This window comes from Exiguobacterium artemiae 255-15 (genome assembly GCF_000019905.1).
Taxonomy (GTDB): Bacteria; Bacillota; Bacilli; order Exiguobacteriales; family Exiguobacteriaceae; genus Exiguobacterium_A; species Exiguobacterium_A artemiae.
Genome location: NC_010556.1, coordinates 1,922,621 through 1,943,123 on the forward strand (window position 1 = coordinate 1,922,621; position 20,503 = coordinate 1,943,123).

General features: G+C 46.7%; 25 protein-coding genes. 3 read left to right on the forward strand and 22 right to left on the reverse strand.

Annotated elements, in window-relative coordinates:
* Nucleotides 1-14 precede the first annotated feature (14 nt).
* The 10 genes from mraY to EXIG_RS10105 all read right to left on the reverse strand — a co-directional run bounded on the left by mraY (nt 15) and on the right by EXIG_RS10105 (nt 9,635).
* Entirely contained in the window at nt 15-977 is a 963-nt protein-coding gene (mraY, locus tag EXIG_RS10065; protein ID WP_012370833.1) for a phospho-N-acetylmuramoyl-pentapeptide-transferase, read from the reverse strand.
* A gap of 22 nt (nt 978-999) precedes the next feature.
* Nucleotides 1,000-2,319 (reverse strand): UDP-N-acetylmuramoyl-tripeptide--D-alanyl-D-alanine ligase, encoded by a 1,320-nt coding sequence (locus EXIG_RS10070; RefSeq protein WP_012370834.1) that lies wholly within the window; start codon nt 2,317-2,319, stop codon nt 1,000-1,002.
* A 104-nt stretch (nt 2,320-2,423) separates the two neighbouring features.
* Nucleotides 2,424-4,562 carry a penicillin-binding protein gene (locus EXIG_RS10075; RefSeq protein WP_012370835.1) on the reverse strand — a complete coding sequence of 713 codons (2,139 nt, stop codon included), beginning with the start codon at nt 4,560-4,562 and terminating at the stop codon, nt 2,424-2,426.
* Nucleotides 4,559-4,945 (reverse strand): cell division protein FtsL, encoded by a 387-nt coding sequence (gene ftsL, locus EXIG_RS10080; RefSeq protein WP_012370836.1) that lies wholly within the window; start codon nt 4,943-4,945, stop codon nt 4,559-4,561. The genes EXIG_RS10075 and ftsL overlap by 4 nt, the downstream gene beginning before the upstream one ends.
* 13 nt (nt 4,946-4,958) lie before the next feature.
* Nucleotides 4,959-5,897 carry a 16S rRNA (cytosine(1402)-N(4))-methyltransferase RsmH gene (gene rsmH, locus EXIG_RS10085; RefSeq protein ID WP_012370837.1) on the reverse strand — a complete coding sequence of 313 codons (939 nt, stop codon included), beginning with the start codon at nt 5,895-5,897 and terminating at the stop codon, nt 4,959-4,961.
* Nucleotides 5,898-6,057: 160 nt separating this feature from the next.
* A complete protein-coding gene (gene bshC, locus EXIG_RS10090; protein ID WP_012370838.1) occupies nt 6,058-7,617 on the reverse strand; it encodes a bacillithiol biosynthesis cysteine-adding enzyme BshC in 1,560 nt (519 codons plus the stop codon).
* A 25-nt stretch (nt 7,618-7,642) separates the two neighbouring features.
* A complete protein-coding gene (locus EXIG_RS10095; RefSeq protein WP_012370839.1) occupies nt 7,643-7,999 on the reverse strand; it encodes a DUF3397 domain-containing protein in 357 nt (118 codons plus the stop codon).
* Nucleotides 7,996-8,817 carry a ketopantoate reductase family protein gene (locus EXIG_RS10100; RefSeq protein ID WP_012370840.1) on the reverse strand — a complete coding sequence of 274 codons (822 nt, stop codon included), beginning with the start codon at nt 8,815-8,817 and terminating at the stop codon, nt 7,996-7,998. The genes EXIG_RS10095 and EXIG_RS10100 overlap by 4 nt, the downstream gene beginning before the upstream one ends.
* Nucleotides 8,818-8,904: 87 nt before the next feature.
* On the reverse strand, nt 8,905-9,078 hold the full coding sequence (gene rpmF / locus EXIG_RS15765) for a 50S ribosomal protein L32 (RefSeq protein WP_012370841.1): 174 nt from the start codon (nt 9,076-9,078) through the stop codon (nt 8,905-8,907).
* 47 nt (nt 9,079-9,125) lie between these two features.
* Nucleotides 9,126-9,635, reverse strand: coding sequence for a YceD family protein (locus tag EXIG_RS10105; RefSeq protein ID WP_234944528.1), 510 nt, complete (start codon nt 9,633-9,635; stop codon nt 9,126-9,128).
* Nucleotides 9,636-9,805: 170 nt separating this feature from the next.
* Here EXIG_RS10105 and EXIG_RS10110 point away from each other — a divergent pair, with 170 nt between their 5' ends.
* Complete coding sequence (locus tag EXIG_RS10110) at nt 9,806-10,957, forward strand: tRNA(Met) cytidine acetate ligase (RefSeq protein WP_012370843.1); 1,152 nt, start codon at nt 9,806-9,808, stop codon at nt 10,955-10,957.
* Here the strand turns inward: EXIG_RS10110 and EXIG_RS10115 are convergent.
* Genes EXIG_RS10115 through EXIG_RS10135 form a run of 5 tightly spaced genes read right to left on the reverse strand, consistent with a single transcriptional unit; the run spans nt 10,930 to nt 13,763 of the window.
* The gene (locus tag EXIG_RS10115; protein ID WP_012370844.1) at nt 10,930-11,928 is read right to left on the reverse strand and encodes a SepM family pheromone-processing serine protease; all 999 of its coding nucleotides are present in this window, start codon (nt 11,926-11,928) and stop codon (nt 10,930-10,932) included. The two genes, EXIG_RS10110 and EXIG_RS10115, sit on opposite strands and share 28 nt — an antisense overlap.
* Complete coding sequence (coaD, locus tag EXIG_RS10120; RefSeq protein WP_012370845.1) at nt 11,925-12,419, reverse strand: pantetheine-phosphate adenylyltransferase; 495 nt, start codon at nt 12,417-12,419, stop codon at nt 11,925-11,927. The genes EXIG_RS10115 and coaD overlap by 4 nt, the downstream gene beginning before the upstream one ends.
* A complete protein-coding gene (rsmD, locus tag EXIG_RS10125) occupies nt 12,416-12,985 on the reverse strand; it encodes a 16S rRNA (guanine(966)-N(2))-methyltransferase RsmD (RefSeq protein WP_012370846.1) in 570 nt (189 codons plus the stop codon). The genes coaD and rsmD overlap by 4 nt, the downstream gene beginning before the upstream one ends.
* A gap of 54 nt (nt 12,986-13,039) precedes the next feature.
* The gene (locus tag EXIG_RS10130) at nt 13,040-13,297 is read right to left on the reverse strand and encodes a YlbG family protein (RefSeq protein ID WP_012370847.1); all 258 of its coding nucleotides are present in this window, start codon (nt 13,295-13,297) and stop codon (nt 13,040-13,042) included.
* Between the two features lie 25 nt (nt 13,298-13,322).
* Nucleotides 13,323-13,763 carry a YlbF/YmcA family competence regulator gene (locus EXIG_RS10135; RefSeq protein WP_012370848.1) on the reverse strand — a complete coding sequence of 147 codons (441 nt, stop codon included), beginning with the start codon at nt 13,761-13,763 and terminating at the stop codon, nt 13,323-13,325.
* Nucleotides 13,764-13,864: 101 nt separating this feature from the next.
* Between EXIG_RS10135 and EXIG_RS10140 the strand changes: the two genes are divergently transcribed.
* Together EXIG_RS10140 and EXIG_RS10145 are read left to right on the forward strand one after the other, a co-directional pair.
* On the forward strand, nt 13,865-14,632 hold the full coding sequence (locus tag EXIG_RS10140; RefSeq protein WP_234944529.1) for an ATP-grasp domain-containing protein: 768 nt from the start codon (nt 13,865-13,867) through the stop codon (nt 14,630-14,632).
* 110 nt (nt 14,633-14,742) lie between these two features.
* A complete protein-coding gene (locus EXIG_RS10145) occupies nt 14,743-15,093 on the forward strand; it encodes a YugN family protein (RefSeq protein WP_012370850.1) in 351 nt (116 codons plus the stop codon).
* A 146-nt stretch (nt 15,094-15,239) separates the two neighbouring features.
* Here the strand turns inward: EXIG_RS10145 and EXIG_RS10150 are convergent, their stop codons facing one another.
* The 7 genes from EXIG_RS10150 to ctaD form a co-directional block, all read right to left on the reverse strand.
* Nucleotides 15,240-15,497 (reverse strand): hypothetical protein, encoded by a 258-nt coding sequence (locus EXIG_RS10150; protein ID WP_012370851.1) that lies wholly within the window; start codon nt 15,495-15,497, stop codon nt 15,240-15,242.
* Between the two features lie 8 nt (nt 15,498-15,505).
* Nucleotides 15,506-16,111: an SCO family protein gene (locus EXIG_RS10155; protein WP_012370852.1), complete on the reverse strand. Its 606-nt coding sequence runs from the start codon at nt 16,109-16,111 to the stop codon at nt 15,506-15,508.
* 12 nt (nt 16,112-16,123) lie between these two features.
* Nucleotides 16,124-16,585: a DUF420 domain-containing protein gene (locus EXIG_RS10160; protein ID WP_012370853.1), complete on the reverse strand. Its 462-nt coding sequence runs from the start codon at nt 16,583-16,585 to the stop codon at nt 16,124-16,126.
* Nucleotides 16,586-16,603: 18 nt separating this feature from the next.
* Nucleotides 16,604-17,509: a cytochrome c oxidase assembly factor CtaG gene (ctaG, locus tag EXIG_RS10165; RefSeq protein ID WP_041261986.1), complete on the reverse strand. Its 906-nt coding sequence runs from the start codon at nt 17,507-17,509 to the stop codon at nt 16,604-16,606.
* 131 nt (nt 17,510-17,640) lie between these two features.
* Nucleotides 17,641-17,970: a cytochrome C oxidase subunit IV family protein gene (locus tag EXIG_RS10170; RefSeq protein ID WP_012370855.1), complete on the reverse strand. Its 330-nt coding sequence runs from the start codon at nt 17,968-17,970 to the stop codon at nt 17,641-17,643.
* Nucleotide 17,971: 1 nt separating this feature from the next.
* Nucleotides 17,972-18,601, reverse strand: coding sequence for a cytochrome (ubi)quinol oxidase subunit III (locus EXIG_RS10175; protein ID WP_012370856.1), 630 nt, complete (start codon nt 18,599-18,601; stop codon nt 17,972-17,974).
* A 1-nt stretch (nt 18,602) separates the two neighbouring features.
* The gene (ctaD, locus tag EXIG_RS10180; protein ID WP_026827913.1) at nt 18,603-20,471 is read right to left on the reverse strand and encodes a cytochrome c oxidase subunit I; all 1,869 of its coding nucleotides are present in this window, start codon (nt 20,469-20,471) and stop codon (nt 18,603-18,605) included.
* Between the last annotated feature and the right edge of the window lie 32 nt (nt 20,472-20,503).

Consider the following 20,503-nt stretch of genomic DNA (forward strand, 5'->3'; position numbering starts at 1 on the left):
ACCACGAATTTCAATTACACGAACAGATAGGCAATTAACGCCACGATTAAGCTAATCGAAGCAAATGTTCCGACGATACGCCACTCACTCCACCCGACCATTTCGAAATGGTGGTGAATCGGACTCATTTTAAAGATCCGTTTCCCTGTCGTCTTGAAGGAAATAACCTGCAGGATGACCGATAATGTCTCGACAACGAATACAATGCCGATCAGTACTAACAGTAATTCCAGTTTCAATAAGATCGATAAACCGGCAAGCGCCGCTCCTAAAGCCAGTGATCCCGTATCGCCCATGAAGATTTTAGCTGGATAGACATTAAACACAAGGAATCCGATCAACGCACCGACAGCTGAAAAGGCAAACAAGGCAACCCCCGGCTCATCCGCGATAAACCAACCGTAAAGACCAAAGAACAGGAATGTCGGAATCGCCGTAAAGGATACGAGTCCGTCCAGTCCGTCCGTCAGATTGACCGCATTCGAGAATCCGACGAGCCAGAATAACGCGACGAGCGGATACAGAATACCGAAGTCAATCGACCATGTCGTAAAAGGAATCGCCAGGTACGTAGCTTGACTCGAAAATCCGCCGCTCAACCAGACAAACAAAAGACCGACGACAATTTGTCCGATTAATTTTTGTTTTGAGTTTAAACCAAGATTACGTTTTTTAACGACTTTGATATAGTCATCGATAAAACCGATCGCTCCGTAAGCAAGCGTCAAGAACAATAACGACAGATGGCTCCGGTCCAGATCTCCCATCACTAAGAGCACAAGCAGGCTGCCGATCATCGCCAGCAATATGACGATTCCACCCATTGTCGGCGTCCCGGATTTCACTTGGTGCCAATCCGGACCTTCTTCGCGAATCTCTTGACCGAATTTAAGACTGTGTAAAAAAGGAATCGCTTTTGGCATCACGAGGACGACAACCAAAAACGCAATAATTAAACTGATGAATAATGTGATCATTGCAAACACCTACTTTTAAGGATTAAGTTTCATTTAGAAATGTAAAAATTTGTTCCAGTGCCAGTCCACGCGACGCTTTCAGCAAAATAACGGTTTGCTGGCCGAGCAAAGGTTGGAGCAGACGTGCTGCCTCTTCGACCGTGTCCGCAAATTGGACTTGGACGGTCGGATCTGCAATTCCATCCGCAATATAACGCCCTTTCCCCCCTACAAGGATAGCATGGGATACAGGAAGTGCAATCTTCTTCCCGACAGAGGCATGCAACAGACGTTCCTGTTGACCCAGTTCATACATATCCCCGAGGACAACGACCTTATTCGTAAATCCGTCGAGCGTTGCAATCGTTTCAATCGCCGCATTCATCGATGTCGGACTGGCATTATAGGCATCGTTGATGATTGCCGTTTGCCCGTACATTAAACGTTCCATCCGCATCGGTGTCAATTGTACGTCATTCAATCCTGCCTGGATGACGTCATCGGTAAGTCCCAGTGCTTTTGCTGTCGCAATCGCGTATGCTGCATTCCGGACTTGATGTTTACCGAGGACCGGTATGCTGAACGTCGTCCCGTCAAATTTAAACGTCGTTCCGATGAACGTCGCTTCCGCCTGTTCGATGACGTACGTATTGGTCGCATGATATCCGATCCGTTCAGCCGGCACTTCTCCTAACAACGGCTCGTCGCCATCTACGAAGAGATGACCGTTCGGTTTTAATCCTGAGCGAATCTCCAGTTTGGCCTGGGCGATTCCAGTTCGTCCGCCGACTTGCTCGGCATGGGACTCCCCAATGTTCGTCACGAGTGCAATATCCGGTTCGGCAAGATTCGATAACAGCTCGATATCTCCAAACCCGTTCATTCCCATTTCAAGAACAGCGACTTCCGTCTCGATCGGCATCATCAAAATCGTCAATGGCATTCCGATATCTGAATTGAAGTTCCCTGCCGTTTTATGTGTCCGGAACGACTGTTTCAAAACACTCTCAATCATATCTTTTGTTGAGGTCTTGCCGTTTGATCCTGTAATCGCGATAACTTTCGGGGCCACTTGTTGTAAGTACCGTTTGGCGATGATTTGTAACGCTTGTAACGGATCTTCGACTTCAAGCACCGTGATGTCCATCTCCGGAAGCGGAATACCTTTTTTCCACAACGTGGCGATGGCCCCTTGAGCAACTGCTCCCTCGATGAACGTATGTCCGTCGACACGTGCTCCCTGGATCGGGATATACAATCCTTCTGTCAGAATACTTCTTGAATCTGTCGCAAAATTTCTTAAAGCCCGTGTATCGGTTTCTTCTAGGCCCAGCCACTGGGCAATCTGTGCAATTGTCACCATCACTATTTCCTCCACTCGATTACAGAAAACGAGGACGAACAGAAGTCAACGAATGACTCCGGTCCGTCCTCGTTTCACTGCAGAAATCAGGAGACCGCTGTTTCTTACTCTTTTGGTTCAGCGAGTTCCACCGTCAGCTTTCCATTTTCTTTCACTAGTGTACCAGTTCGCGCCGATTGTTTGGTTACAAAACCTTTACCAATCACGTCTAACTTTAAATCATAGAGACTGACAAGCTTTTTGACATCCCGTTGTGACCACCCGGTGATATCAGGCATCTTAAACGTCCGTCCTGTTTTGAAGAGGACACGTTCCCCGCTGACGAATTCCTGTCCGCGGGTCGGAATTTGGGAGACGACTTCGACCCCGTCACCTAACACGACCGGTACGGCACCTTGCTCTTTCGCCATCTCTTCCGCCTGATTCATACTTTTCCCGATGTAGCTCGGAATGATTTTCGCTTTGACATCCACCGACTCTTTTTGAGTCGCCGGTTTAATGCTTCGATACTGTAATGCTGTATTCATAACACTTTTGAAGACAGGACTCATGATGCTTGGACCGGAAACCGACGATTCATTTTTCGACGGCCGGTCGACCGCGATATACATGATCAATTCCGGATCATCCTTTGGCGCCATTCCGATAAAGGAGTGGATGAACTGCCCTTGGATGTATTTCCCGTTCTCGGAAATCTGGGCCGTCCCTGTTTTCCCGATGACACGGTAATCTTTCAGCTTGTACATCTGTCCGGTTCCGATTTTACTGTTGACGACACCGTCCAGTGCTTCCCGGGTCGCTTTTGCCGCTTCCGCGGAAATCGGTTTTCCGACTACTTCTGTCTTGGCTTTATACGGCGCTTTGTCCGTATGGTCCGCTTTTTGGATAATATGCGGTTTGACCATTTCACCGTCTCCGGCAATCGCTGTCGCCCCTTGGAGAATTTGCATCGGCGTTACCGCCGTCGATTGTCCCCACGATGTAATCAGCGTATTCAGCGGTTTTGACAGATCAGATTGACTGTTTACTTCACCCGAGATATCTATACCCGTTTTTTGATCGAAATGAAACTTCTTGAAATAGTCTTTATAGCGCTCGATTCCAAGCTTTTCAGCCGTCAGAATCGAGAACATGACATTTGAGGAGTGATAAACCCCTTCAATCATCGGAATCGTTCCCCAGCCGACATCATTGTAGTCTTTAATGACGGTCCCCTTGTAATTGTAACTTCCTGATTTATAAGGTTCGTTCGGACGGAAGACCCCTGCATCGATGGCAGCAGCCAACGTGAAAATCTTCATCGTCGATCCGGGTTCAAATCGAGACGAGACGGCAAAGTTCGTAAAATCCGTCATATCACGTAAATTCGGGTTAAATGACGGACGATCCGTCATTGCCAAAATTTCACCTGTTTTGGCGTCCATGACGATTCCGGTCGCATTTTTCGGTTTGTATTCGTTGTACATCTTCTGCATCTGCTTCTCAAGCGCCTGCTGAATCCGGTGATCAATCGTCAGATACAGATTGGATCCGTCTTTCGGCTCATTTGAGATTTTTGACGTACCTTGAACCAACTCTCCGCCACTGCGATCTTTTTCAAAGACACGGGAGCCAAACGATTCACGTAAGGCCTCATCGTATTGTTTTTCGATGCCCATCTGTCCTTTTAAGACAACCCGCCCGTTATCTTCTGTAATTTTTTGGACGAATCCTAGCGTATCCGACAGGAAAATCCCGTTCGGATAATAGCGTTTCGGTTCCTCGATTAATCGAATTCCGGGCAACTTCAACCGATCGATCTGTTCTTTCTGATCAACCGTCAAGTCATTCCCTTTTTTACCGAATTCGATTTGAGACCGATCTTTATTTTCAATCAGATACGTTTCCAGCTCTTTCACCGACATGCCTAAAATCGGCGCCAGTCCGGTCGCTGTTTTCTTGAAATCGACCACTGTCTCGTCCGGATCCTTCACTCCGCCCAACCGGTAGATTGCCACTAAGTGATAGGACGGGATGTTGATCGCAATCGGTGAACCGAGCCGGTCAAAGATTTCTCCACGTTCTGCCGATAATGTCGATTGCGACTCCCAACGTTTTTTTTCCGCGTAGACCAACATGTCTTCTCCGTGGAATTTTTTTGTCGTCGATAAGTATAAAAAGCGTGAAATGAACACCAAAAAGAGAGCAGCAAATATCAACATGACAAAGGCTACTCTCCGTCGGGATTTAGATAATGGATTCATTTAGGAATCACCTTAATGTTCCCTTTTCGCATATCAAGACCTTGTTCTTTCGCAATCTTGTAAATGCGTTCTGGAGAGCTTAAGTTGGTCACTTCAAGTTGAAGACGTTCATTCTCTTTTTTCATCTCTTGCGTCACTTGGTTTTCTTTCGCGAGATCGCGACTGACATTGTAAGCTTCGTTATGAGCACCAATCGTCACACTGCCAAAGAGGACAATTCCGCCAATCATCGCACTGTACAAAAACTTTTCAAATGGATACAAACGATATTTTGGACGAACCGCAACACGACGTGCGATATCTTCCGTCTTACGTGGTTCTTGGATAGGTTGCTGCCGAACAGGTTCCATGGATTGCATCGGTTTACGAAGTGGTTCTGCCATTTGAATGCTCCTCTCAACTTTCCTTCATTTTTTCAACAATTCGTAATTTGGCGGAGCGTGACCGGCGATTATCATCGAGTTCATCGTCTCCTGCTGTAATCGGTTTTCTTGTCACCAGACGCAGTTCTGGTTCAAATTCTTTTGGGATCATCGGCAATCCTTGCGGAAGCTCAGGTAAAGATGACTTTTCTTTGAATGCTTGCTTACACATCCGGTCTTCGAGCGAATGGAAAGTGATGACACATAGGCGTCCACCGACGGCGAGTAAATCAATCGCCTGATACACGGCTCGATCAAAAACATTCAGTTCGTCATTGACGGCAATCCGGATCGCTTGGAACGTCCGCTTGGCCGGATGCCCTCCTTTACGGCGGGCTGGTGCCGGAATCGCATCTTTGATTAACTCGACCAGTTCAAATGTCGTTTCAATCGGTGCAATCTCACGTGCCTTCTCAATCTTGCGGGCAATCTGTTTGGAGAACTTTTCTTCCCCATATGTAAACAAAATCCGAACAAGATCGTTATATGGCCACTCATTGACGACTTCATACGCAGACAGCGGTGACGTTTGGTCCATTCGCATATCCAGTCGGGCGTCAAAGTTGTAGCTGAATCCACGTTCGCCTTCGTCTAGTTGTGGAGAAGATACGCCGAGATCAAATAAAATCCCGTCCACTTTTGTTACGGATCGTGCTTCTAATTCCTCTTTTAAATGTACGAAATTACTTTTTATTAAAGTAAAGCGACCTTCATACGCCGCGAGACGTTCTGCTGCATGTGCCAGTGCGACATCGTCCTGATCAAACGCGTACAGATGTCCTGTCGTCAACTGCTTGACGATTTCTTCACTGTGTCCTGCTCCACCCAACGTACAATCGACATAAATCCCGTCAGGTTTGATATTCAGCCCTTTAATGGACTCCCATTTTAATACTGTTTCATGCTCAAACATGTGCTGCCTCACCTTTCACTGTCCAAACTGGACGTTACTCTTTTTCAATGTATCATATTCTTTCTTGAAAACGTTACGAAAATGAGACAGTTTCCTTGATTTTTTGAACTTTTGTGTATCTTTCGTTAAAAAAACAAAAAAACCTGCTTATTTCGCAGGTTTAGAGCATAATTTTCAATTGTTCCGCCTCGGTTTGTTCATAGTGCATCCGTAAGGTCTGAACTAAATTCAAACCGTATCGGTTCAGCCAAGGCAATATCGAATGAATCCGTTCCTGCGGTGCATGATCGGGTGCCAACTGATACTGCAAGGCGCGGTCCGAACGATTCGCCTGTTCATGGAGACGCCGCTTTTGATCGACGATCGTCTCTACGGCAAGTTGAAGCTGTTTGTTCAGTTTCGTTGCGACAGCCGTCGTACGCAACTCCTGTTGTTCGATCCGCGTGACTTCCTCGACCAGGACTGTTCCTAAGAGGGTTGCGTCATGCAAATGCCGTTTTATTGCCGCCGCGTCAAATGGTGTGAGCGGCACGCCTGTATGAAGCACCTGTTCGAGACTCAGACCATGACGCCGAAGTCCTTTCTCGTCCCGCGCCTGTAACATGACGGCTCCCATCCGTGGAATCAGCACCGGCATCGTCCAATCGAAGTGATGGAACAACGGCCGTAATCTTGTCCAGTATGCAATTTCTCCCGGTCCTCCGATGTAAGCAAGTGTCGGGAATAAGTAATCCTGCATCAACGGTCGTGTGACGACACTGTTTGAAAAACGTTCCGGACTCGCATACAGTAATGCCAACAGCTCAAGCTCCGTATAGGTCTTCCCTTGTTTCGTCACAAAATCTTGTCCCGGATACAATAAATCACGTCCGATGTCCTCCACAAACAGATGGGCCGCTTCTTCGTTTAAAAAGGTATCCGGCAACTCGGTTGTTTCTTGGATGCCTTTCGATAACGCTTGCCGGATTTCAGCATTGTCCTGAATCAATCGTTCGAAAAACGGAATTTCAAGCTGGCGGACTGCTTCCGTATCTGCATCAAAGAAGATGATATCGTGATCGACAAGTTCTCCCATGAACGAAGCAAAAAACTCTCCGTATGTCGTACTCGATTCGATTAACCGGTCCGACAGTGCCAGTAACTCTTTTGTATACGGTGTTTCCCGTTCGGTACATAGTGCCTGACGAACGATATCCTTGACGGCCGTCTGGTCAAATGCCAGCCGACTGACAGAACGCGAAATCGAATCCGGTGCCTGGATTGCCAGTTTGCGTGTCCGGAAATCATGTGTCGGTACAATCAGATGATTGATTTCATCAAAATCATGGTCTTCGGTTGCGAGCCAAAAAATCGGGAGAACCGGACGATTCAGCAGTTCTTCCGTTTGGCGGGCAACCTTTAGACAGGTCAGCAATTTATAAACGGCATACATCGGCCCGCCAAAGATTCCCGTTTGCTGACCGGTGATCACGACTTGCGCCTCACCTGTCCGCAACAGTTCGAGGCGTTCCTTCAGGCTGTCGTTCAGCCGGGGGTTTTGCCGCATCAATTCATCGACAAGCGCATTCAGATGCGGATACTGCCTTTCTTGCAACAGGCCGCTTCTTGCCTGCATTCCTTCTGTTCCAATATGATCAACGTATTTCGAAAATTCTTGACGGGAAGCTTTCTGCATCAATGAATCTTCATCATACAAGGCGTCAAATGATTGTACCTTCAAACAAAATCCCTTCTTTCTGACAAAATCAATGAATGAACAGTTGTTGAATTCCGATTCCAAACAGCGTCAACTGAACCGGAAGAGCAATCAAGATCGTAATCCGCCAACTGTGTCGAATCATCTGTATATAATCCACATCCACCTTTTTGATCCGTTGCCATAAGGCATTGACTGCAAAAATCAAGAGGACGGCGATTAACAGCCACCCTAAATAATTTTGACCGGTCAGGGCAATCAAGGCGACGTGAATTCCATACAATACGATGAATGTACCTAAATCAAGCGCCAACCGGACTGCTTTTCCGTGTTGGCGAAAGACCATCAAAAAAATAAGGTATAAGCTAACTAAGCTGAAGATTGGAAAAATAATAAACCACGTCACATCGAATCCCCTCTTTTTTCCTGAGATTTAATCTGATTAAAATAAAAAGTCAGTAAGGGTGTCGGATTCACCGCGTGTTCCAGGACAAAACCGACAATCGGCTCAATTTCCGTTTGTCTTCCCTGCTCTATATCTTGAAGCATCGACGAACGATTCAGCGCGGTTCGTCTGATGACCTGTTCGATTTCTTCATAGCTGATCGGATGCTCCGGAAAGACGTTCCGCAACTCTTCAAAAATACCGTGTGCCTTTTCAGCGTAAGGTGCTTCCAGTAATTGACCGTTCGTAATCCGGTAATAGGCAGTTAATGGATTGATGACGGCGTTCATGAATAATTTCGTTAACATGACCTGCGCGATGTCCGGAACATACTCAAACTGCAACGGTGTCGCTTCAAACATCGCGACGGGTACCCGCCCGTAGCGGATCCGTCCCATTCCGGTATGTCGGACCGCGTATTGTCCCGTTCTCATGGCACCATGCTCGACGATCCCGAACAACGCCTGCGGTACTTGCTCCGCTTCTTTCACATGCCCCATCCCGTTCTGTAAGAACATGACCGGCATCTTTCCGTTCGTCAGATAAGGCATCACACTTTTTATATCATACGACTTTGTCGTCACGAACACCAAGTCTTGTGACTCGAATTGTTCAAGCGGCCGCACCTCTACAGGTCGGCTGACTTGGTTATCCCGGATAATCTTGATTTCATGCCCTGTCGTTTGTCTCGTATAGAGTGTCACACTGTGCTGTTCTGCAAGGTAGGATGCGATTAATAATCCAATCGATCCAGCACCGATGATTCCTACTTGACTCATCTGTCCACGCTCCTTCTTTCATCAAAAAAAGCGACCTGTCAAACCGATTGCTCGATTCTAGGGTCGCTTTTATACCGATCATTCAGCTTACTTGCTGACGATTTCTTTACCTTTGTACGAGCCACATGCTTTACAAACGCGGTGTGAAAGTTTCATTTCACCACAGTTTGGGCACTCGACCATACCTGGTACACGGAGTTTGAAATGAGTACGGCGAAGACGTTTGCGTGTTTTCGACGTTCTGCGGAATGGTACTGCCATCGTTGTCCACCTCCTTGAAAAAATACACTCGTCTTTTTATGAAAAGATTAGGAATCCTGATCTTTTTTAAAGAACTGAGCGAGACCCGCAAGTCGCGGATCAATTTTTGGTTCAGCTTCTTCTGGCGCTTCTTCAGAGAGAACCGTCCAGCCTTCCCCTTGAACCAACTGATTTTCTTCATCATCCCCATGCACTTGCACTGGCACATGAAGTAAAATCAATTCTTGCACGAGTGGTTGAAGATCAACCGTATTCCCGTTCGGTAAGTTGATGTCATCCGAATCACTCGGAACAGCATCAACCTCGAGCAGGAACGACTCGATGGATTCAATCTCGAACGGGTACGCGACGTCACTCAGCGTCCGGGCATCCGGAAGCGTCATTTCGCCTGTAATCCGGAGATTGAATATTAATTGATTCGATGTAAACGATGCATTTGCACGAACGTGCACAGGTTGCACCGCCCGGATATCCGGATGGAGGGCGATGAGCTCAGGAAGCTCAATCGTCTCGTTAACCTGAAGTTGACCCAGATTGCGCAATTTATTCAATTGCATCAGGGACCATTTCATCCGAATCACCTCAATTGCAACAATATGAATTATAGAGAGGACATCTTGTTTTGTCAATGTTTTTTCTTTACACTGAAATCGCTAGAGAACGAACACTTTTGGACGTCTTCATCCATATTACCGCACTTAATTCGGTTTGCAAAGGAGAAAGTTTCATGAGAATGACTGCAATTATTTCTGAGTACAATCCGTTTCACAACGGACACCTTTATCAAGCAAAAATCGCACGTCAAGAAACAGGCGCTGATTTGATTGTCGCCATCATGAGCGGAACGTTCACACAGCGCGGTGAACCGGCTTTTACAGACAAATGGACCCGGGCGCAGGCGGCAGTCGCGAGTGGCGAAATCGATCTCGTCCTCGAACTTCCGTTTTATTTCGCCGTCCAACGGGCCGACCGGTTCGCCCTCGGGGGAGTCACGATTGCCGAGACGATTGGTGCGGAAAGTTTATCGTTCGGGAGTGAATGCGGTCAATTGGAGCCGTTCATCGAGGCTGCTGCCGAAAATCAGGAAGCGACTCCGCGTTATCAAGAACTGATGCAGGAAGGGTTAGCCCGTGGATTATCGTCTGCAACAGCCGCCAGTCATGCATTCCGGGAGATGACGACGACACTGGACTTGACGACACCAAATAATACACTCGGATATTATTACGCCCGGGCTGCCTCGACGATCACCTTGCACACGACAAAACGCATTGGGAGCGGCTACCATGATCTTTCCACCGGTGACATCATGAGTGCCACGGCAATCCGTGCTTATCACGCAACGCATCACTCATTGATCGGTTTACCGGAACTGACCGCTGAGACGCTGCGGAATGCGGTCTTTGCTTCATTTGAGCCCTACTATCCTTTTATCCGCCACCGCCTTCTGACAACCCCTCTCGATGATTTAATGCAATTTAACGGGATCGATTCCTCTTTGGCCCCGCGCCTGATTGAAGGAGCACGTAAAAACGAGACGTTCGATAACTTCATGACGGCTGTTAAAACACGTCGTTACACCCGGACCAGCCTGCAGCGTGTCCTGATCTACCTGTTGACGTCATCTAAATCAAGCGAGTTCGAAAATATCGCATTCGACCGGATCGACTACGTCCGTCCATTGGCCTTCAATGACAACGGGCGTCTCGCCTTACGCGAAATCAAACAGCGTATTCCGGTCATTTCGACATTCGAGAAACATCCCTGGCTCATCAAAGAAAGCCACGTCACAGCAGCATACGCTGTGCCCTTGGCTCGTTATGACAGGCTTGAAGAACATCGCCGCTTCGCTCATTTTGCCGGCAGTGTTTCCAAATAATCTAGTGCATCTTCCACTGTCTTGATCGGGACGAGTTTCATACTCGTCTCGATTTTTTGGATTGACGGTTTTGCTTCTTTGTAATTTTCACCCGCCGGGACAAACATGATTTCTGCATCGGCTTCGTCTGCCGCGACAACTTTTTGCCACGCTCCGCCGATCGGACCGACTTTTCCGCCCTCTTCAATCGTACCGGTTCCGGCAATTTTATATCCTTTGGCTAAATCGCCTTTCGTCAGTTGATCATAAATTTCGAGCGTGAACATCATTCCGGCCGATGGACCGCCGACATCCTTGACGTTAAAATCGACTTCCGGATCTGTCTTTACGGAAGATATCGGAAGCGGCTCATAAATTCCCAGTCCGACCCGCTCCGATCCCTTTGTCAGCTGACTGACGGTAATGTTCGTCTGTCGTTGTTTTTTGTTTCGTAGGTATGTCAGCTTTACTTTCGTTCCTGCTTTTTTGCTGCTGATCGTTTTCATGAAACTGCTCAACGAAGTAATCGCTTTATCGCCAACCGTCGTAATCTGATCCCCGGCTTTTAACTTCCCATCTGCCGGACCATCCGGAATGATTCCCGAGACATAAATCCCCTTGAAATCGACCGTCGCTTTTTTCCCTGCAAGTTCATACCCTTCAATCGTCGCGTTATGTTGGGCTTCTTCCATGTAAAGCTTCTGACGTTTCTCATACTGCGTATCCGACTCGCCGTCATATAGATAGTCACTGACGCTCGAACGGTCCGCAAACGGCAGAAACAGGCTCTCTACGAGAAAATAGGGTGTCGCCCGCCGCTGGGCAATCGTCAGCATCATCAGGTCACCCGGTTCTTTTGTCGCCCCTTTGACGTCAATCAGTTGCTCTGTCGATGTCGCGTCCCCAGGATAGGAAATGAAATACGGAAGCGGAACAAAAAAAGCAATCATCGCTGCGAGAACAGCAGCCAGTGCCGGTTTCCAAGCCTTCATCTTAATTCTCCTTCGCTGTATTTATGACGTAATGCTTCTTCGACGGCAGGAGGCACGAGACCGGCAACCGATGCTCCGTATTTGGCTGCTTCCTTGACGATTGATGAACTTAAAAATGAATACTGGTTGTTCGTCATCATAAATAACGTCTCGATTTGATCATTCATTTTTTTATTGATGGACGCGACTTGCATCTCATACTCGAAATCCGACACGGCGCGCAAGCCACGGACGATGACATCCGCTCCGACCGTCGAAGCATAATCAACAAGTAGCCCGTTAAAAGCATCGACTTTGATATGGGGTAAATGTTCCGTCACTTCTGAAATCAGCTCCATTCGTTCCTGAACTGAAAACAACGGTTGCTTGGAGGAATTGTTTAATACGGCAACGATGATTTCGTCAAAAATCGGCGCTGCCCGTTCAATGATATCAAGATGCCCGTTCGTGATGGGATCAAAACTCCCGGGACAGATAGCGATTCGTTTCATGCTCGTTCCTCCAGTTCTGTAAATTCATACAATGTAATCGAGATGACCGTAGAATACTGCAGCCGTCTGATGACCTGCAAACGGCCGATGACATCCGGTAACTCCGTTTCTGATCCATGTTCACAAACAATAACGCCGTTGTCCGTCAGCATGTCATGTTGCTCTATGTAGGCCACTTGCTCTGCGAGTTGTTCCTTCGCATACGGGGGGTCGAGAAAAATCAATTTAAAGGGCGATTCGCCCGCCAGTTCCGCCAAGGCTACCGTCACGTCTTTTTTTAAGACACGGCTCCGCTCCGTCAAACGTGTTGTTTGTAAATTTTCTTTAATCGTTTGAACCGCTCTAAAATGTTGATCGACAAAAACAGCTTCATCGCATCCCCGGGATAAAGCTTCGATTCCGAGACCGCCGCTTCCCGCAAATAAATCAAGCGCCTTCCCTCCGTCAAAATACGGTCCGATGACATTGAATAAGGACTCCTTGACTTTATCTGTCGTCGGTCGTGTCTGATCTCCCGGAACCGCTTTGATTCGTGTACCTTTTCGTTCTCCTGATATGACCCGCATGCCTTCTCATCCTTTCAAAAAAGAGCGACGAGGATGACCTCATCGCTCTACCTGTTAGACTTCTTCTTGTATCTTACCTTTTTTATTCGCATACGTTTCGCTGATGAACGGCCGTTCTGATCGAATGACGCTCTCGACAAACGGCAGTTCCGTAATCCGTTCAACTATCTGTTCATGCCGTTCCAAATCAACGTATAAGAAAACGTACCGTTCCCGTTTTGAAGTGAAATAGACATTTCCGAACCGACGCAATTGACGTGAGGCCTTCAACGCATTGACATAGACGATAAGTCCGATTCGATCCTTGATCACACACCGTTCCTCCCTTGTGTCGTTCTTAACCGCTACAGCTGCAGCTTCCGCCAGTCGAACACCCGCCTGCGCATCCCTGATCGAAAAATGGATTTCCGGTCGGTACTTTGATTTGAGGAGAGACTTGTCCGGCCAGGACGAGACTGACTTGTCCGAGGAGCGTTTCCAATTGCTTCTCCGCCTTCTTAAACTGTGCGACTTCTTCCTGTAAATCAAGCGCACGTTTAATTTCATGCACTTTTTTTGTGATGGTTTGATAGTCCGGATGATACCGGCCAAATCGTTGCACCAATTCGTATTCTTCCTTAATGCGGTTAAAATCACGAATGACGTCCTGTGCTTGTCTTGAGTTTGCACGTGCCTGTTTTGCTAATCTATATGCTTGACCTGTTTCGCTTTGCGAGAGAGAGTATGCAAGGTCTTCCGCTGCGTTGATGAGGTCGATTGTTTTATCTGAATAAATCACAACGAATCTCCTCCTTAACTTAACCATCATATCATAACATTTATCTCGCTCCTAGCACGCTGAATTGTGTATAATTTGTTCAGAAGGAAGGAATGAATTGTATGCAATTTTTATCATTTAACATGTTCCGGACGATTGGTATCAAAACCGAGCATGCGAAGTCGGATTATCATTTTGATTCATTAAATAAAATCGCCCAGGCAGATGTTATCTTGTTTCCGGAATATTGGCAGATCCATTCTATTATCTACGGAATGAAAAAACCGATTTTCCCGTCAGCGGCAACATTCCATTTAGGGCACGATAAAATCGAAATGACACGGATTTTCAAAACCGTTATTCCCGACAATATTCCCCGGACAGAAATTTACGGAAAAAACGAATTCACGATTTCCCGTGTGCTCGATCAGTTCAGTTTTCCGTTCGTCGCCAAGACCGTCCGCAGTTCCATGGGTCAAGGCGTCCATCTGATCAAAAATGACGCAGACTGGGATAAATACGTGGCGCAACATGATACGTTTTATGTACAGGAATATATTCCGAATGAAAAGGATTTACGTGTCGTCGTCGTCGGCGATCAGGTTCTCGCTGCTTATTGGCGGGTCGGAGGTACCGAGTTTTTGAATAACGTCGCTCAAGGGGGTGTCCTTGATTTCGAGAACATTCCACAGGAGGCACTTGATTTTGTGCTGACTCTCGCCAAGCAACTCGATATCGATCATGCCGGATTTGATCTCATTTTCCGAGACGGTCATATTTATGTGCTTGAATTTAACGTTTTCTTCGGCGGAGAAGGATTAAATCACCTCGGCATCCATGCACCGGATACGATTCTTGAATACGTTGAGCGAAAATACGGAAGTTCATGAATTCTTCAAATTGACTTCACAACTTTTTCTTTATCGGTAGTTTCATTATGGTATGATAGCTTGGAAAGACTAGTGTACACTAGCAAACTGGGGTATAGGGGGATTCACACATGAAGTTTGAACAGTTCGGAATCGAAAATAAGGAAATGAAGTTCGGGTTACTCGAAACGATTATGGCGCATCACCGTTTCGTCCGCGAAGGACAATGGGATTATGAGCGTGCCATGTATGACATGAAATACGAAAAACAATCGACGGGCGAGGTATTTTACCTCCGTATTCCGGTCTATGCCATCCAAGGTGAGATCGAAGACCGTCAAGCAGTCGTTCGGATGTTGACACCGTTACTCGGAAAACATTACTATCCGCACGGCGTCGAATACGATGAGGAGTTCCCTCCTGAGATCGTCAAAGACTGCGAGCGCCGCTTAACTGCATTGCTTGAAACACTCGAAAAATAAGCACTCAACGAATCAAAATTCACCTTTCGTGGATTTTGATTTTTTTATTGCGTAACAATTATCTAAAAAGGAGGCACCTCCTCACGAATCGAGAAAGTGCCTCCTTTACTTTTTACGGATATCCCACTGAAATCGAGGAGTCCCGGTTACTTGGCTACCAACTGAAGATAGTCCAACACATCTTCCCCTAATTGGATGTTTACTTGTTCACGCAAATAGTGATACAAGTCCGGAAGCCGTGTGGCGTCGACCTGGACTTTCAAGCTGAACGAAACCGAATCTCCGGATAACCGTTTGATCCGGGCTACCGTCGCACCGAAATCAAGGACTGTACAGAGTAAAAGTTCTTCAATCGCTTGAACCGAGACCGTTACTGCGCCCGTTACTTGATACTGCTGTTCCATCACGGAATTCACTCCTTCGCAAGTTGTTTGACCGATGTCATTACTTCCTCTAAGTCGACCGGTTCGTCTGTCGTTTTTGCCATTGAAGAGATTGCCCGGACTTTATTATCCCGGTCGAGTATGAACATCTGCGTACCGTGTGTGACTAAGCCGCTTTCTGCTTTTGAATAATAGAAATTCAATTGGCGTGTCAGACGATCAATGACGACATCATCTCCCGTCAACACTTTCCAGCCTTTTGCATTTGCTTCAAAGTTCGAAGCATACTTTTTCAATACTTTTTGTGTATCTACTTTCGGATCGACCGTGACCGCGACCAGTTCGACATCTGTTCCGTACAACTCTTCCGCACGTAACTGCTTTTCGAGTTTACGGTAATCGTTTAACGTCAACGGACAGATATCCGGACAGTTCGAGTAGAAAAACGTCAGTACTTTGACTTTTCCATCTTCCGAACTAAACTGTTTCCCATCGACTGCATTCGTCAATTCAAATGGTGTCGGCTCCGCGATGACGGGTAATTTTTCTTTCATGAAGAAGTAATAATACCCGCCTGTTGCAGCTACTAAAATCAACACGACTGCGGCGACAGTCAAATAACTGTTTTTCTTCAAATCAAGACCTCCTTAATGGTTCCAGACGGCCCGGAACACATTTGTTGTCTCTCCCGGCTCGTAGACCACGTATAACAGACAGTAGACGATCACACCTGTAATCGCCGTTAAAAACCAAATGACCGATGCTTTCGGACCGATTTTACGGTGTTTTGCAAAGTTTTTCTTATAGGCAAAGAACAGAGCCATCAGTCCAAGGACACCACCTGATGTCGCGAGCAAAATGTGGAAAATCAAAAATCCTGTGTAGTACGGTTTGACCGTATCCGGTCCTCCAAACGCCGTGTTACCGAGCAGAATCGTCCGTAACGCGTACATGATGAAGAATAGTAAGGCTAATGCAGCAGCAATCGTCATCACGAATTGGTGTGCTTTCATATTTCGGCGTGTCTGCGCAATCAAAAACCAACCGATTGCGACAAAAATCGCACTGATGACAATCAACGAGACACAAATCAACGGCAAATAACTCATGTTCCAACTTCCCCCAATTTAATCCGCTTTTGGCGAGAAGGACATACCTTCATCGACAGCAGTACTTTTAGAACGTCTGACCCAAGTAAAGAATGTCAGACCAAAGAACAGCCCATACACTAACTCTTGACCAAGTTTCATGAGAACCCCACCAAAACGCTGGTCTTCGAGCAAATCTTTTGTTGTTCCGAACAGCCGTTCCATGTTGAGTCCACTCAAATCATTATTCGGCATACAGTATGCTAATACTTTTGCGAATGTTGCCGGATCCTGATAGGCGTCGTACTGGAAACTTTGACTAAAGATCATGAACGCACACGCCGGCGTCAACAAAACACCATTGGCGACGATATAAACCATTTTCTTCAAATCCGACAAGCTGTCTTCTTCATTGACCGGTGCGATAATCGGATACCACATCGTCATACTGAGGAAAATCAATGTCCCGTGGAAAATCCGGTGCACCGTATAGTTCGTCAGGACGTAATCAAAGATGAAGGGCATGTGATAAAACGTAAACAGTGAATTAAACAAAATCAGTGCAATCAACGGCAAAATGAAAAATCGTAATGTCCGTCCAAGATACGGTACCTCAAACAACCGTTTGAACACCCACCCTGGAATCGCAATCATCAAGAGCGGCGGTGCCACCATGTACACGAAGACCATCTGCAACATATGAGCAGAGAACGTGATATGGGCCAAGACATCAAGCGGGCTGCCAAAACCGATGTAATAGACAAACAAAGCCGCAAGCATCGAAAACTTTTGTCCTAATGTCGTCTCCGCTTCATCAGGTCGACGGATTTTTTCCGTCAATACAGCGTATAAAACATATATACCAATTAAAAGTAATGCATAGTATGGACTCCATAAAACGGTCCAGTCGAATTGTGATAAGGATCCCCTTAAATTGCCTAACATGTTTTTCACCCCGTTCCTTTTTCCTACAGATTAAGATTACCGTTCCCCTATTTCATTGTAAAGGTTTCTCATAAAACGATTCCAAAATAAAAGACCATCCTGCTAAACGTTAGCAGAATGGTCACAATTGATTACCAGATCAAAAGACGGAGTGTCGCGACGATCGTCAAGGCGACGAAGATGCCGAGTGCCATCATGACTTTGACCCAAGTGTTGCCTTTATTGTTCATATGCATGAACATATAAAGCTGCAAGTAGACTTGAACGATTGCCATGATGATCAGGAATCCACCCGCTGCCCAGTGTGGCATGAGTTCTGCCATGACCGCACCAAAAGCAATCAGTGTGAGAAAGATCATCAAAGCGAAACTCGTGAGTTGCAACTGCATCTCGCGGCTGCGATCTGCTTTCAACTCGAGTTCAACTTGATTACGTGTTAATTGCGGTTCGTGTTTTTCCATCTTATTTCACCATCCCCATGAGGTAGACGACTGAGAAGATAAAGACCCAGACGACGTCAATGAAGTGCCAGTAAAGACTTGAAACATAATACTTCGGTGCGTTGACGACCGTGATGCCGCGATTCCAGTTCCGAATCAACAATGTCGAGATCCAGAGGAGACCGAACAAGACGTGTGCTCCGTGGAAACCAACGAGTGTGTAGAAGGCTGATCCAAAAGCACTTGACGTAAACGTGTGACCGATGTGGTAATAATGATTGAACTCATAAATCTCACCGCTGAGGAACCCTAAACCGAGTGCAAGCGTGATGATCAACCACATTTTCATTTTCTTGACATCATTACGTTTCATCGCCATCATCGCAAGAACACTTGTCAGTGAGCTTGTGAGAAGGAGCATCGTCATGATGAAGACAAGACCCATTTCAAAAATATCGTAACTGCGTAATCCTTCTTTTGCACCAGAGTTGTGCAAACCGATGTACGTCCCGAAGAGAGAAGCGAACAATGTCGTCTCTCCTCCAAGGAAGAACCAGAAGGCTACATATTTATTCTTACCCTCAAGTGTTGCTTTTTCAACATGATCCGGAATACCCGTGATCGGGTTGTTTGGTACTGAATGATGTCCCATCTTACTTCGCCTCCTTTTCAGCTTCAAGGCGTAGATCTTTTTCGATTTCCGCTTTCGGGATGTAGTATCCTTCATCGTCAATCCAAGAACGGAGGAACATTGCGAAGAGTGTCATCGCAAGACCGATCAAGGCGATGATCAGACCTACTGTACCGTAGTCAAGGCGAAGAATGAATCCGAGACCGGCAAGGAATAAACCGACTGACATGACGAATGGCAGGATCGAGTTGTTCGGCATGTGGATATCGCCGACTTCTTCCGAAACCGAAACCGTTTTGTTTCCAGCCATTTTTTCGAGCCAGTATGTGTCAAGACCTTTAACAAGTGGAATCTGTGCAAAGTTGTACTCTGGAGTTGGAACAGGAAGCGTCCACTCGAGGGTACGACCGTCGCCCCAGACGTCACGTTTAACGTATTCTTTTGACATCAATGCTGCAACGATGGATACGACAAGAACGATTGTCGAGACACCCATGAAGGCTGCTCCGATTGATGACAGTAAGTTCATTGTTTCCCAGCCTTGGTTTGGCAAGTACGTGAAGACACGACGTGGCATACCAGTCAGACCGAGAATGTGTTGCGGGAAGAACGTCAAGTGGAAGCCGATGAAGAACAACCAGAATTGAATTTTACCCCAGAACTCGTTGAGCTGTTTCCCGAACATGAGTGGGAACCAGTAGTACAGACCTGCGAAGAGGCCGAAGACAACCCCACCAACGATAACGTAGTGGAAGTGGGCAACTACGAAGTAGCTGTCATGATACTGATAATCGGCAGGAGCAACAGAAAGCATAACCCCTGTCATACCACCAACAAGGAATGATGGGATGAAGGCAACCGAATAGAGCATCGCAACTGGGAACGTCAATTTACCGCCCCATAGCGTAAAGAGCCAGTTGAAGATTTTGACCCCGGTCGGAACGGCGATCGCCATTGTCGCAACCGCGAAGATTGCATTCGCAACTGGACCAAGTCCGACTGTGAACATATGGTGAACCCAAACCATGAATCCTAAGAAACCGATTAACATTGTCGCAAAGACCATCGTCGTGTAACCGAAGAGACGTTTACGGGCAAATGTAGGAATGATTTCAGAGAAGATACCGAAGGCCGGTAAGATCAAGATGTATACTTCCGGGTGACCGAAAATCCAGAAAAGGTGTTCCCAGATGACGATGTTACCACCGGCTGCCGGATCGAAGAAATGTGCCCCGAACAGACGCTCAAACGTCAAGAGGAACAATCCGACCGTAAGTGGCGGGAATGCGAAAACGATCAATGCTGATGCAACGAATGCTGTCCATGTGAACAATGGCATCCGCATCAGTTTCATACCTGGTGCACGCATGTTCAAAATCGTAACGAGGAAGTTAATCCCCCCCATGAGTGTACCGAAACCAGAAATCTGTAATCCGAGTGAGTAGAAATCAACACCGAGAGATTCCGGAACAGTTGAAAGCGGAGCATATGCTGTCCACCCTGCGTTCGGAGCTGCGCCGAAGAACCATGACAGGTTCAACAAAACTCCCCCGAAGAAGAACAACCAAAAACCAAGTGCGTTTAAAAACGGAAACGCAACGTCACGTGCTCCGATTTGAAGCGGAACAGCAGCGTTCATATAGCCGATCAACATCGGCATGGCTGCCAGGAAGATCATGGTCGTACCGTGCATCGTGATCAACTGGTTAAATAATTCACCGCTGACGAAATCGTTCATCGGTTTAATCAATTGAAAACGAATCATTAAGGCTTCTACGCCACCAACCAGAAGGAAAAACAATCCAGAGATGATATAGAGAACCCCGATTTTTTTATGGTCGACTGTCGTTAGCCAGTCCATGATGCCGGTTTTTTTCTTCGGCATACCCATAGTATGTGTCCCCACTATGATTCCCCCTTAAA

Bases quoted from the DNA above. Each gene is read 5' to 3' on its own strand.
- mraY (WP_012370833.1), bottom strand. From the start codon at position 977: ATGATCACATTATTCATCAGTTTAATTATTGCGTTTTTGGTTGTCGTC.
- EXIG_RS10070 (WP_012370834.1), bottom strand. From the start codon at position 2,319: ATGGTGACAATTGCACAGATTGCCCAGTGGCTGGGCCTAGAAGAAACC.
- EXIG_RS10075 (WP_012370835.1), bottom strand. From the start codon at position 4,562: ATGAATCCATTATCTAAATCCCGACGGAGAGTAGCCTTTGTCATGTTG.
- ftsL (WP_012370836.1), bottom strand. From the start codon at position 4,945: ATGGCAGAACCACTTCGTAAACCGATGCAATCCATGGAACCTGTTCGG.
- rsmH (WP_012370837.1), bottom strand. From the start codon at position 5,897: ATGTTTGAGCATGAAACAGTATTAAAATGGGAGTCCATTAAAGGGCTG.
- EXIG_RS10100 (WP_012370840.1), bottom strand. From the start codon at position 8,817: ATGAGTCAAGTAGGAATCATCGGTGCTGGATCGATTGGATTATTAATC.
- rpmF (WP_012370841.1), bottom strand. From the start codon at position 9,078: ATGGCAGTACCATTCCGCAGAACGTCGAAAACACGCAAACGTCTTCGC.
- EXIG_RS10105 (WP_234944528.1), bottom strand. From the start codon at position 9,635: ATGCAATTGAATAAATTGCGCAATCTGGGTCAACTTCAGGTTAACGAG.
- EXIG_RS10110 (WP_012370843.1), top strand. From the start codon at position 9,806: ATGAGAATGACTGCAATTATTTCTGAGTACAATCCGTTTCACAACGGA.
- EXIG_RS10115 (WP_012370844.1), bottom strand. From the start codon at position 11,928: ATGAAGGCTTGGAAACCGGCACTGGCTGCTGTTCTCGCAGCGATGATT.
- coaD (WP_012370845.1), bottom strand. From the start codon at position 12,419: ATGAAACGAATCGCTATCTGTCCCGGGAGTTTTGATCCCATCACGAAC.
- rsmD (WP_012370846.1), bottom strand. From the start codon at position 12,985: ATGCGGGTCATATCAGGAGAACGAAAAGGTACACGAATCAAAGCGGTT.
- EXIG_RS10140 (WP_234944529.1), top strand. From the start codon at position 13,865: ATGCAATTTTTATCATTTAACATGTTCCGGACGATTGGTATCAAAACC.
- EXIG_RS10145 (WP_012370850.1), top strand. From the start codon at position 14,743: ATGAAGTTTGAACAGTTCGGAATCGAAAATAAGGAAATGAAGTTCGGG.
- EXIG_RS10150 (WP_012370851.1), bottom strand. From the start codon at position 15,497: ATGGAACAGCAGTATCAAGTAACGGGCGCAGTAACGGTCTCGGTTCAA.
- EXIG_RS10160 (WP_012370853.1), bottom strand. From the start codon at position 16,585: ATGAGTTATTTGCCGTTGATTTGTGTCTCGTTGATTGTCATCAGTGCG.
- ctaG (WP_041261986.1), bottom strand. From the start codon at position 17,509: ATGTTAGGCAATTTAAGGGGATCCTTATCACAATTCGACTGGACCGTT.
- EXIG_RS10170 (WP_012370855.1), bottom strand. From the start codon at position 17,970: ATGGAAAAACACGAACCGCAATTAACACGTAATCAAGTTGAACTCGAG.
- EXIG_RS10175 (WP_012370856.1), bottom strand. From the start codon at position 18,601: ATGGGACATCATTCAGTACCAAACAACCCGATCACGGGTATTCCGGAT.
- ctaD (WP_026827913.1), bottom strand. From the start codon at position 20,471: ATGGGTATGCCGAAGAAAAAAACCGGCATCATGGACTGGCTAACGACA.